Annotated in this window: 13 protein-coding genes and 1 riboswitch; of the genes, 11 read left to right on the top strand and 2 right to left on the bottom strand. The window is 39.3% G+C overall.

The features are described from left to right. Positions 1-12 precede the first annotated feature (12 nt). The 3 genes from ACZ42G_RS11065 (at position 13) to ACZ42G_RS11055 (ending at position 2,272) form a co-directional block, all read left to right on the top strand. Positions 13-873, top strand: a complete 861-nt coding sequence (locus tag ACZ42G_RS11065) for an ABC transporter permease (protein WP_013787489.1) — start codon at positions 13-15, stop codon at positions 871-873. Positions 874-888: 15 nt separating this feature from the next. Beyond that, positions 889-1,680 (top strand): ABC transporter ATP-binding protein, encoded by a 792-nt coding sequence (locus tag ACZ42G_RS11060; protein WP_085111647.1) that lies wholly within the window; start codon positions 889-891, stop codon positions 1,678-1,680. A 73-nt stretch (positions 1,681-1,753) separates the two neighbouring features. Then, positions 1,754-2,272 (top strand): hypothetical protein, encoded by a 519-nt coding sequence (locus ACZ42G_RS11055; protein WP_464850434.1) that lies wholly within the window; start codon positions 1,754-1,756, stop codon positions 2,270-2,272. Positions 2,273-2,288: 16 nt separating this feature from the next. Here the strand turns inward: ACZ42G_RS11055 and ACZ42G_RS11050 are convergent, their stop codons facing one another. Then, positions 2,289-3,530 carry a S8 family peptidase gene (locus ACZ42G_RS11050; protein ID WP_085111644.1) on the bottom strand — a complete coding sequence of 414 codons (1,242 nt, stop codon included), beginning with the start codon at positions 3,528-3,530 and terminating at the stop codon, positions 2,289-2,291. A 298-nt stretch (positions 3,531-3,828) separates the two neighbouring features. On the opposite strand from ACZ42G_RS11050, the gene ACZ42G_RS11045 reads away from it, so the two are divergent. The 7 genes from ACZ42G_RS11045 (at position 3,829) to guaA (ending at position 11,088) form a co-directional block, all read left to right on the top strand. Next, positions 3,829-4,014: a hypothetical protein gene (locus ACZ42G_RS11045; protein ID WP_013787494.1), complete on the top strand. Its 186-nt coding sequence runs from the start codon at positions 3,829-3,831 to the stop codon at positions 4,012-4,014. A gap of 116 nt (positions 4,015-4,130) precedes the next feature. Beyond that, positions 4,131-4,322 carry a hypothetical protein gene (locus ACZ42G_RS11040; protein ID WP_013787495.1) on the top strand — a complete coding sequence of 64 codons (192 nt, stop codon included), beginning with the start codon at positions 4,131-4,133 and terminating at the stop codon, positions 4,320-4,322. A gap of 372 nt (positions 4,323-4,694) precedes the next feature. Continuing rightward, on the top strand, positions 4,695-5,699 hold the full coding sequence (locus ACZ42G_RS11035) for a hypothetical protein (RefSeq protein WP_464850432.1): 1,005 nt from the start codon (positions 4,695-4,697) through the stop codon (positions 5,697-5,699). A 199-nt stretch (positions 5,700-5,898) separates the two neighbouring features. Then, entirely contained in the window at positions 5,899-6,183 is a 285-nt protein-coding gene (gene groES, locus ACZ42G_RS11030) for a co-chaperone GroES (RefSeq protein WP_013787499.1), read from the top strand. A 13-nt stretch (positions 6,184-6,196) separates the two neighbouring features. Next, positions 6,197-7,822, top strand: coding sequence for a chaperonin GroEL (gene groL / locus ACZ42G_RS11025; protein ID WP_014759415.1), 1,626 nt, complete (start codon positions 6,197-6,199; stop codon positions 7,820-7,822). A 79-nt stretch (positions 7,823-7,901) separates the two neighbouring features. Further along, positions 7,902-7,999: riboswitch (purine riboswitch) on the top strand. Positions 8,000-8,082: 83 nt separating this feature from the next. Continuing rightward, the gene (gene guaB, locus ACZ42G_RS11020; protein WP_085111641.1) at positions 8,083-9,537 is read left to right on the top strand and encodes an IMP dehydrogenase; all 1,455 of its coding nucleotides are present in this window, start codon (positions 8,083-8,085) and stop codon (positions 9,535-9,537) included. Between the two features lie 12 nt (positions 9,538-9,549). After that, the gene (guaA, locus tag ACZ42G_RS11015) at positions 9,550-11,088 is read left to right on the top strand and encodes a glutamine-hydrolyzing GMP synthase (protein ID WP_045413284.1); all 1,539 of its coding nucleotides are present in this window, start codon (positions 9,550-9,552) and stop codon (positions 11,086-11,088) included. Here guaA and ACZ42G_RS11010 read toward each other — a convergent pair. Then, on the bottom strand, positions 11,069-11,707 hold the full coding sequence (locus ACZ42G_RS11010; protein ID WP_464850429.1) for a hypothetical protein: 639 nt from the start codon (positions 11,705-11,707) through the stop codon (positions 11,069-11,071). The two genes, guaA and ACZ42G_RS11010, sit on opposite strands and share 20 nt — an antisense overlap. A 22-nt stretch (positions 11,708-11,729) precedes the next feature. Here ACZ42G_RS11010 and ACZ42G_RS11005 point away from each other — a divergent pair, with 22 nt between their 5' ends. Then, complete coding sequence (locus ACZ42G_RS11005; protein WP_045413279.1) at positions 11,730-12,233, top strand: hypothetical protein; 504 nt, start codon at positions 11,730-11,732, stop codon at positions 12,231-12,233. Positions 12,234-12,296 lie beyond the last annotated feature (63 nt).

Below are 12,296 nucleotides of genomic sequence, written 5' to 3'. Positions count from 1 at the left end.
GGGGTCTATACAATGTCTTTTGCCATTTCTACATTAGAGCAGGGGCTTGTCTATGGCATAATGGCACTTGGTGTCTATATATCTTTTAAGATAATAAATTTTGCTGATTTGACTGTAGAGGGCAGCTTCACTTTAGGGGCTGCCGTTACAGCAAAACTCATAACAAGTGGTGCAAACCCTGTTTTTTCTATTTTTATTTCCATCATTGCTGGGGGATTAGCTGGCTTAATCACGGGATTTTTGAATACGAAGCTAAAAATCACGGAGTTATTAGCAGGTATACTTACGATGACTGCTCTTTACTCTATAAACTTGCGCATAATGGGAAAGTCAAACATACCTATGCTTAGCAATAGATCTATATTTGACTACTTTGATTTTGCAGGAAGCTATAAAAACATACTATTTTTTGGACTTATTGTCGTTTTTATGTTGCTTTTGACAAATTATTTTTTGCAGACGCGGACGGGATTTGCGCTGAGAGCCACAGGAAACAATCAGCAGATGGTTCGCAGCATGGGAATAAACACAAATGCTACGATTACGCTGGGACTTGTAATATCAAATGCTTATATTGCTTTGGCAGGATCGTTAGTGTCGCAGTATCAAGGCTTTGCCGATGCTGGCATGGGCATTGGAACACTTGTTGCAGGACTTGCTTCTGTCATTATCGGTGAAGTATTGATAAGAGAGAGAAATATATTGTGGGCAGTGATTTCTGCCGTCGTAGGATCGATAGTCTACAGGAGTGCAATAGCAATAGCCCTTACAATAGGATTTAATCCGACAGATCTAAAACTTTTGACTGCCATATTAGTAGTTGTGGCATTGTCACTGCCTGGATTGAAGAAAATTGTTTTAAGCTCTAACTGAAAAGGGGGATTTACAATGTTAAAGCTTATAGATGTGGATAAATATTTCTATAAAAATACCCCTAATGAGATTCAGGTATTTAATAAATTGAATCTCGAAGTAGATGACGGTGATTTTATAACGATTGTGGGCAGCAATGGCGCAGGCAAATCTACGCTTCTCAATCTGATAGCTGGAGCGTATCCTGTTGACAGTGGTTCTGTCGTCATCGATGATTTGGATGTGACATCGTATCCTGAATATAAAAGGTCCAGGTATATAGGCAGGGTATTTCAAAACCCTCTTTTAGGAACAGCTCCATCTATGACGATTGATGAAAATTTATCAATTGCTTATTCAAAAGGCACTGGACTAAACCTTAAAATGGGGCTTAACAAGAAAAATAGGGAATTTTTCAAGGAAAAGTTGGCTGAATTAGGATTAGGTCTGGAAAACAGATTGAAGACGAAAGTTGGGCTTTTATCTGGAGGACAAAGGCAAGCATTGACACTTCTTATGGCTACATTTGCAAAGCCTAAGCTGCTTTTATTAGATGAACACACCGCTGCTTTAGATCCAAGGACTGCTAATATAATAAATGAAATTACAAATAAGATCATCTACGAGAATAAGTTGACTACGCTTATGGTTACTCACAATCTTGAGCACGCTTTGGAATTTGGAAATAGGATAATAATGATGCATCAAGGACGTATCGTGCTTGATTTGAAGGAGGAAAAGAAAAATCTTACTGTAGATAAGCTTTTAAAGATGTTTAATGAGGTCAATGGTACTGAATTTGTGGATGATAGGGTGATGTTGGCATAGAATTTACTCACACCCGTTTCTCGTTGTGAATATAATGAGATTAAAAGGATTCAACGAGAAATGAGGTGTTTTAATGGATAATGAAGATATTAAAAGTTTTGATGCGATGGATGAAGAAAAATTGGAAAAATTGATGGATGCGATATCGCCGATTTTAGAGGAGATGGAGACAGATACACAGCCTATTTATATAGCAAAGTTCATACTTTTTGTTTTTTTACTTATCTTGATTAACGATACAAAATTTTCTGCCATTGCACTGAATGCACTTTTGGCCGCTTCGGATATTATTTCATTTTTCCCAGCCATATACAATATTTATGCTGCCGAGCCAATTTCCCTCGAAGCACCAAATGAAAACAGCAAGCTTCCTAAGCTTGTATTTCCTCCGCCAACCGGCATAAGTATGGATACCTTTTTTGGCTTTACATTGCTTTCTATTTTTACGCTATTAGGTTTTTCCAATCTTCAGTATCTGTATGCGATTTATGCGGCACTGACGTATACATTCATACCGGGTGCTACGGCTAACCTGATAAGAGGCTTGCCGACGCTGATTCCAGCTAATGAAAATGACGTAAAAAAAGATTAAAGTATGAGGCAATACCTCATACTTTTTTTAATGCCATTTCTATATTTATCATTCCATATCCTTGCGAATAGTACCTATAGTGGTCAACATTTGTTGTAGTCGACTTTAAAATATTTTTTACTTGGTAATTTGTCAGTGATGGATTTTTCTCCAAAAGCAGTGCGGCAGCACCTGCTACAATTGGTGTTGCCATTGATGTGCCAGACGCTGTTCTGTACGATTTGTTGAGAAGGATGTTGTCGTCAGTCCCTAAAGGCACATTTCCTGATGCAGTTGATACGATCTTTACACCGGGTGCTACTACGTCAGGTTTCGGCAAGAATGCAGATCCTCTTCCTGAAAAATTGGCAATTTCATCGTCTGAAGTGTCAACAGTCCTTTTGTCATCAACTGCACCAACTGTTATAACATTCATGCTGTTTCCTGGCGATGTGACGGAGTTTATAGATGGTCCTGAATTACCGGCTGCTACTACAACGACTAAGCCACTTCTCCAGAGTCTATCTACTCCTTTGACAAGTGGGTCTAAAAAAGGCGGCAATGATGGCGTTTCACCGATGGAAAGCGATACGATTCTTATATTGTATTTATCTTTGTTGTCAAGTATCCACTGCATACCTGTTAATATATCTGATGTTGAGCCGCTGCCTCTGGAATCTAAAACTTTTACTGATACTATATTTGCTTCAGGCGCTACACCTTTGTACTTGCCATCTGATAAGTAGCCACTGGATGCGGCATCACCTGCTACATGTGTGCCATGGCCGTTGTCATCGTATGGACTTTTTTTTCCGTTTACAATGTCGTGGAATGCAATTATCCTGTTTTTGGGCTTAGTGAAGTCTGGATGAGGGTAAATTCCTGTGTCTAAAAAAGCGATTGTGACGCCTTTACCAGTGTATCCATGATCATTTGCCTCTCTTGATTTGATTTCTTGTGTGGCGATGTTAAGCTGTGTTTTTACAGTTGAATCTTCGGCTATAAATTTGATACCTTTATTTTTTGCGATGCTGTTTAGCTTGTTGCACGGTATGTTTACAGCCCAACCGTTAATAATAGGCAGTTCGTACTTTATCGTTCCTCCAATTGATTCTATCTTCTTTTTAAGCGCATCGTATGGCAAATTGGAATACACAATAGCGCTAACACACTCACTTCTATATGTGGAAGCTTTTCGTAGTAACCTCGAGTCTATTTTGCTTTTGGGATAAAGGCTTTGAATAACACCTGATAAAATTAGCGCAGAAATTATATCCATAGATTGAATCCCCCTTTCTTATATCAGAATATGTTTAAGGCAAATTTTTGTTAGTTTTTAAATTGGGAGTGTCACAAATATTGGCGGTGTCATATTATGTATTAGGTCAAAAAGACCTGACATAAATCTTGCGAAAGGGGGATATTTATATGCCCACAGAGAAAGGTGCATCATGGATAGGCGGTGGATGGTTCTGGATTATAATTATAATACTTCTTATCTTCTTGTTTGTACCTGGCTTCATAGTTGAAGAGCCTAAAGCTTGATTAAATTTTAAATTTTTAAAAGGAGGATTATTATGGCAGGAACAAGTTCAGTATTTGGCGAAAGCAATTTGCTGTTCTTCTTCTTAATTCTCGTTGTCCTTATGGGCGGCGGATGGTTTGGCGGAGCATGGTCAATGGAAACATTGCTGTTCTTCTTCGTACTGTTAGTCATAATCATGGACGGTGGAATGGGATTATTCTTGAATCAAGTCAAATAAAGTAAATGGTCCTATCTTGCGGTAGGACCATTTGTTTTACATAAAAAACGAAATCAATATCAATAATCAAAAATAAGAATATAATGAATTAAAGTAAATTAAATGGAGCTGATCTTATGAATATATCTGGAAATACGCTTCTATTCTTTTTTGTCATATTGACTGTCGTAATGGATGTAAAGTTTGAATTCGAAGATTTGCTGTTTTTCTTTCTTTTGTTAGTCGTCTTGCAGCAAGACAAACCGCGAAAAAAAGCAAGGCGCTTTTTATGGTCATTAGCCACCATGAATTTCAGTAACAATATTTAACACATCACGTATAATGTATTAGGTCCTTGAGGCCAAAAAATAAAGGAGGTTTTTAGTATGCCTGAAGGAAAAGGAGCAGCATGGGGTGGCGGATGGATCTGGATCATAATCATAATACTAATAATTTTCCTCTTTGTACCTGGAATATTTGTGGTCGATAAATAATGTGAAGGGGGTTTTCATATGCCTGAAGGAAAAGGAGCAGCATGGGGCGGTGGATGGATTTGGATCATAATAGTGATCCTTATAATCTTCTTGTTTGTCCCAGGTATTTTTGTGGTGGATAAGAAATAAAAGCATGGGGCAGGTGATAATAAACCTGCCCTATACATATATTATTTAAGAAGTATTTAAAGAAGTGGGGGATTTGCCGTGGATAAAGAAAAATTACTAAAGGTATTGATAATTGAACTTTTCATAATATTTTTTATAAGGTTTCAAATTTTTGATGGCTTAAGCATTGAAGGAGAAAGGCAGCTTTTAAAGAAAAAAGAAGGGGAGGAAATTGTGGAACACGATAAAGATGATAAAACAGAAAGTAAAAAGAACGACGAGAAGAAAAGCGATTTGGATATATTTGAGATAATAGAGAAAAGCAAAAACTTTATGGGAAGCGTAAAACCGTATCTACACAGGAAAGAACAGTACTACATAGATATATTCACAAAAATTGCCGAGATACTTGAATGCCACAAACAGTTGATGGAATTTAATCAAGAAGCCGAAATGCAAGAAGATGACTTCGATCAGATCGGAATGTTAAAAGCGGTAAAACCGTACATGAAAGAAGATAAGCAGATAATCATAGACAAATTTATAAAGCTTCATGAAGGGATACAAAATCTAAACGAAAAAATGAAAAAATACGAAGTGGAAGGAGATAAAAATAACATTATAGATAAAATTCTGGACATTTTTGAAGCGATAAAACCTGTTATTCCAGATGATAAAAAGGATATGGCGGAGAAAATCATAAAAAACATAAAGCTTGTAGAAGCTTTGAACAAGGCTGAAAGCATTATGAATTCAAAAAATAGTGAATCAAGGCACGAGAAGGTGGGAGAAAGCGATAAAGGCGATGTGAAGGATAATTTGTTTGACAGATCTGAAGAAGATAAAAAGATAGAAGAAATCAAAGATGCAAAAGATGTCGTAAGTGATGAAATGGTGGAAGATGTAAAAAGCAATGATGCTGAAAGGGAAACAAGAGAGGATGATGTATCGAAAAATCTTGGACTTACAGAGCAGCAGTCGGAAGTGGTAAACGGTCTTAAATCAATGCTTACGAAAGAACAGCAGCAGTTTATGTACAACATGATAAATTATCTGAAACAACAAAGTTCAAATGGCAATGTAAATAATGTTGCAGGCAGCTAAAGCCTGCATTTTTTTGCGTAAATTTAATATTAATCGTATAATTAGAAGATAAATGGGAAAAATCTATAATAATCGTCTAAAACGGCAAAAATTAGAGGAATTTGGAGTTTGCCATGAACTTGTAATTAAACTAATATAAAAAGTGTGATGATTAGCACTCGCCATGAATGAGTGCTAACAAAATTCGAGGAGGGATATTATGAGATTAAAACCACTTGGTGACAGAGTTGTAGTAAAGGTTACTGAAGCCGAAGAGGTAACAAAAGGCGGCATTGTATTGCCTGGCACTGCAAAAGAAAAACCTCAACAAGGTGAAGTACTTGCTGTCGGCTCTGGTGAATACATAGATGGGAAAAGAGTCGAGTTGGAAGTGAAAGTTGGAGACAAAGTAATATTCTCAAAATACGCTGGCACAGAAGTAAAACTTGATGGAGAAGAATATCTTCTCTTAAGGCAGAGCGATATATTAGCTGTAGTAGAATAAGGAGGTAGAAGAAATGGCAAAGAAAATTTTGTACGGTGAAGATGCAAGAAAGGCTTTGGAAAGAGGCGTAAATGCTGTTGCCAACACAGTTAAAGTAACATTAGGACCAAGAGGCCGTAATGTTGTTTTAGATAAAAAATACGGTTCACCAACAATTACAAACGATGGTGTTACAATCGCAAGGGAAATTGAATTAGAAGATCCTTTTGAAAATCAAGGCGCACAGCTTTTAAAGGAAGTTGCAACAAAGACAAATGATGTAGCTGGCGATGGTACGACAACAGCCACTGTATTGGCACAAGCCATGGTATTGGAAGGATTAAGGAACTTAGCTGCTGGTGCGAACCCAATGCTTTTAAGACGCGGTATGGCAAAAGCTGTCGATGCTGCTGTTGAAGGATTAAAAAATATTTCAAAGCCAGTAGAAGGAAAAGATTCTATAGCACATGTTGCATCAATTTCAGCGGCTGACGAGGAGATCGGCAACTTAATAGCTGAAGCAATGGATAAGGTGGGCAAAGACGGTGTAATAACAGTAGAAGAATCAAAGTCAATGAACACGACTATTGAAATAGTTGAAGGAATGCAGTTTGACAGAGGATATATTTCACAGTACATGGTAACTGATACAGACAAGATGGAAGCAGTTTTGGACGATCCTTTAATACTCATCACAGACAAGAAACTTTCAAATATCCAAGACTTGTTGCCACTTCTGGAGCAAGTAGTACAACAAGGAAGGAAGCTTTTGATAATTGCGGATGATGTTGAAGGTGAAGCACTTGCAACATTAGTAGTAAATAAATTAAGAGGCACATTTACATGCGTTGCAGTAAAAGCTCCTGGATTTGGTGACAGAAGAAAAGAAATGCTTCAAGACATAGCTATCTTGACAGGTGGTCAAGTAATATCTGAAGAAGTAGGTCTTGATCTCAAAGAAGCTAAAATAGACATGCTTGGTCGTGCAAGACAAGTAAAAGTTACAAAAGAAAACACTACAATAGTTGACGGCGCAGGAAATGCTGCAGACATAAAGAACAGAATAAATCAGATAAAAGTTCAAATCGAAGAGACGACATCAGATTATGACAGAGAAAAACTGCAAGAAAGATTGGCTAAGCTTTCTGGCGGTGTTGCAGTAATTCAAGCCGGTGCTGCTACAGAGACAGAGCTTAAAGAGAAGAAACATAGGATAGAAGATGCTCTTTCAGCTACGAGAGCTGCTGTGGAAGAAGGTATAGTTCCTGGCGGTGGCACAGCACTGTTGGATGTCATACCAGAAGTACAAAAAGTAGTTGACTCTTTAGAAGGCGACTTCAGAACAGGTGCTCAGATCGTGCTTAGAGCATTAGAAGAACCAGTAAGGCAGATAGCAAGAAATGCTGGTGTAGACGGTTCAGTGATCATTGAGAAGATAAAAGAATCAAAAGATCCTGCTTTTGGTTATGATGCATACAAAGAGGAATTTGTAGACATGTTAAAAGCAGGTATAGTCGACCCAACGAAGGTTACAAGGTCAGCACTCCAAAATGCTGCATCTGTTGCGTCAATGATATTGACAACAGAAGCTGTTGTGGCAGACATACCAGAAAAGAATCCACCAGCTCCAGCAGCAGGAGCAGGTATGGACATGATGTAAGAAAAATAACCGGGGATGCCCGGTTATTTTTTTTGTACTGTTGACATGGACATCTAAATTTGTTATATTGTTTAGTAATTTAATAATAAATTCTTATCCGCATATAATCTGGTGAATAGGCACTGGAGTATCTACAAAGAGCCGTAACTCTTTACTATGGGGAGTTATTGTTGTACTCTTTTTTGCCTGAACGAAATTCTCTGTTCGGGCATTTTTATTATAAACTAAGGCATAATAAATTTTAGAGGAAGGGGATAAAAATGGTTGATAAATTCGTTAAAGAAGGACTGACGTTTGACGATGTACTGCTTATACCGGCAAAATCTGATGTGCTGCCGAAGGAGGTTGACACTAAAACACGCCTTACAAATAGTATAATGTTAAATATACCATTGATTAGCGCAGGAATGGATACTGTGACGGAATCTTCCCTTGCCATTGCCATAGCAAGAGAAGGAGGAATTGGCATAATACACAAAAATATGTCCATAGAAAGACAGGCTTTAGAGGTAGATAGAGTTAAAAGGTCGGAACACGGTGTTATCACAAATCCTTTCTATTTGACACCAGATCACAAGATACAAGACGCTGTAGAGCTTATGGAAAGATACAGAATATCGGGAGTGCCTATAACAGTTGGCAGTAAACTTGTGGGGATAATCACCAACAGAGACATAAGATTTGAAAGCAATTTAGACAGGCCGATTAAAGAAGTCATGACAAAAGAGAATTTAGTCACTGCACCTGTTGGGACTACTATAGATGAGGCTCGGGAAATACTTAAAAAGCATAAGATAGAGAAGTTGCCTCTTGTGGATGATGACAACAATTTAAAAGGATTGATTACCATTAAAGATATTGAAAAGGCTGTAGAATATCCTAATTCTGCAAAAGATTCGAGAGGAAGATTGCTTGTTGGTGCTGCTGTAGGTGTTTCTGCGGATGTCATGGAAAGAGTTCAAGCTCTGGTAGATGCCAATGTAGATGTTGTGGTGGTTGACACGGCTCATGGACATTCTGTCGGTGTCTTAAATACGGTGGAAAAGATAAAGAATAGATTTCCTGATCTTCAGATTATTGCTGGAAATGTGGCGACTGCAGAGGCTACAAGAGATTTAATAGAAAGAGGTGCTGATTGCGTTAAGGTAGGCATTGGGCCTGGTTCAATTTGCACAACGAGAGTCGTAGCAGGAATCGGAGTTCCTCAGATTACAGCTATTTATGATTGTGCGGAGGAAGCCGATAAATATGGTATACCCGTAATCGCAGATGGCGGCATAAAGTACAGTGGAGACATCGTCAAAGCGATTGCTGCTGGTGCATCTACAGTGATGATTGGAAGTCTTTTTGCAGGGACCGAGGAAAGCCCTGGTGAAGTAGAAATATACCAAGGAAGAAGCTATAAAGTATACAGAGGAATGGGCTCAATATCAGCAATGAAGAGCGGAAGCTCTGATCGATATTTCCAGGAAGGCATGAAAAAACTTGTTCCTGAAGGTGTAGAAGGTAGAGTGCCTTACAAGGGACCTTTGAAGGATACTGTTTACCAGATGATCGGAGGCTTAAGGGCTGGAATGGGCTACTGCGGTGTCCACAATATTGAGGAGCTCAGGACGAAGACAAAATTTATAAAAATAACGAATGCGGGATTAACTGAAAGCCATCCACATGATATAATTATTACGAAGGAAGCTCCAAATTATAGTATTAAATAAAGGAGGATTTTGATGGGGATTAATAGAGAAGTCATATTGATACTTGATTTTGGCGGCCAATATACGCAGCTTATTGCAAGGAGAATAAGGGAAGCAAATGTGTTTTGCGAAATTGTTCCGTACAATATAAAGCCAGAAGAAGTTGATAAAAGACAGCCTAAGGGTTTGGTCTTGTCAGGAGGACCTGCCAGCGTCTATACAGAAAATGCGCCAATGTGCGATGAAGGTATATTTAAGCTAAAATATCCTATACTCGGCATTTGTTACGGTGCACAGCTTATGACGATGATACAAGGCGGCAAGGTTGCGGAAGCACCTGTAAGAGAGTATGGGAAAACAGATGTTGTGATAAACAACAACATTCCTTTGTTTAAAGGGATTGAAAAAGAGACAAGTTGTTGGATGAGTCACACGGATCAAATAGAATTACCTCCTAAAAACTTTAAAGTCGTTGCATCGACAGCAAATTGCCCTATTGCAGCAATCGCCAACGTTGAAGGAAAGCAGTACGCCGTACAATTCCATCCAGAAGTAGTACATACTCCGAGAGGTACTGAGATAATCAGGAATTTCTTGTTTGAAGTATGTGATTGCTCTGCAGATTGGACAATGGATTCACTTATAGAGCAGACTGTAAAAGAAATAAGACAAAAAGTCGGAAATGACAAGGTTGTCTGTGCGCTAAGCGGTGGTGTTGATTCATCTGTTGCCGCAGTTTTGGTAAATAGAGCAATACACGACCAGTTAATATGTATTTTTGTAGATAACGGCCTTCTCAGGAAAAACGAGGCTGAGAAGGTAGTCGACACTTTTAAAACCAATTTTGATATGGAGATAATAAAAGTAGATGCAAAGGATAGATTTTTAGAGAAGCTAAAGGGAGTCAAGGATCCTGAAGAAAAGAGAAAGATAATAGGAAACGAGTTTATAGAGGTGTTTAAGGAAGAAGCAAAGAAAATAGGAGATGTGAAATATTTAGTGCAAGGCACCCTTTATCCGGATGTAATTGAGAGTGGAAGTCCTGTCGCTTCAACAATAAAAAGCCATCACAATGTAGGCGGATTGCCTGAAAATGTAGGATTTGAGCTCATTGAGCCATTAAGGATGCTTTTTAAAGATGAGGTAAGACAGGTTGGAAGAGAACTGGGTATGCCTGATGAGATTTTAAATAGGCAGCCTTTCCCAGGGCCAGGTTTAGCAGTCAGGATACTCGGGGAAGTGACAGAAGAAAAATTAAACATATTGAGAGAAGCCGACAGCATAGTGTTAAGAGAGATGAAAAAATACGGCTGGTACAACAATGTATGGCAGTCTTTTGCTGTATTGCCAGATATAAAAAGCGTCGGTATCATGGGTGATGACAGGACGTATGCATACCCGATAATCTTAAGGATTGTAGAAAGCAACGATGGAATGACGGCAGACTGGGTGAAGATGCCATACGACATTCTCGAAGACATATCTACAAGCATTGTAAATGAAGTATACGGTGTAAACAGAGTCTTGTATGACATTACATCGAAACCACCGGCTACAATCGAGTGGGAATAAAAGCAAGCAAGGCAGGCAATAGCAAAGCTGCTAAAGATGAGTATGTAACCGCAGAAACTAAAGCAGGAATGGTCGGAATTGGTGCCTTAATTGGTGCCGGAATAGGCGGCGCAGCGGCTTTCTTAACCGGAGACAAAGCAGGTAAAGCCTTGTCAGACGCAACCGATAAAGGGGGATGGTTGGAAAATATCGGAGATGCTATCGGTAACTTTTTCACCGATACACTTCCAAAGGGATGGAATAAATTCTGAGGAGGAGTAGGAAACTTTTTCACCAACAGCATACCAACATGGTGGAATGGATTAACCAAAAAAACATCGGCTTTCTTCACAGAAACTATACCGGAGAAATAGGGTGAGCTCTGGAATAGCGTCGGCGATTTCTTCACCGAGACCGTACCGTATGCGGTAGGATATGCCGTAGGAAAAGCGGAGGTCTTTTTCACAGAGGATGTGCCGAGGTTCTTTTCAGATTTATGGAATGGGATTTCAACATTCTTCACTTCAACGCTACCATCCTGGGCGACCAGCGTATGGGAAAACAATATAGTCCCATTCTTTACGCAGACAATCCCTGGCTTTTTCAGAAACTTGTGGAGCTCGATAAGCGGATTTTTCACGCAGACTTTGCCAACACTGGCAATGAACGTATGGGTAAGCATTAAGAGCTTCTTTACCGACACAATCCCGAGCTTTTTCGGTGGCCTTTGGGATAAGGTAAAAAGCTCCTTCGGTGCGGGATACAAAGCCGGAAAAGGCAGCTCTATACAAGAACATGCATGGGGCGGTATAATGACAAAACCGCATATGGGCATCGTGGCCGAGGACGGAGCTGAAAGCCTTATTCCATTAAGCCCAAGCAAGAGACAAAGAGGCCTTGACTTATGGCAGCGGACCGGTGAACTCCTCGGAGTTAGGGCCTATGAAGACGGCGGAATAGTAGGCGAGGAACCGGATGAAATCCCGGTAGCTTCTGCAACCGGAAAAGCCAGTCAAAACATAACCATCAAAGTGGGAGTCAAGGCAGAGCCTAAATTCACGATCGAAGGCAGCGGAGATAACACTGACGAAAACAAAGTGGTGGCCATATTGAAAGCCTATATCCGTGAAATGACCGACGACATAAGCCCTTTCCCAAGTGGATAAGGAGCTGAATGATCTGGCAGTTAAGACAGGCGAACGAATACTGGAAGCATATGAGACCAGCAA

Source organism: Thermoanaerobacterium calidifontis (genome assembly GCF_055381745.1).
The sequence above is the reverse complement of the archived record's forward strand: the minus strand, read 5'-3'. Positions and strand labels throughout refer to the sequence as shown.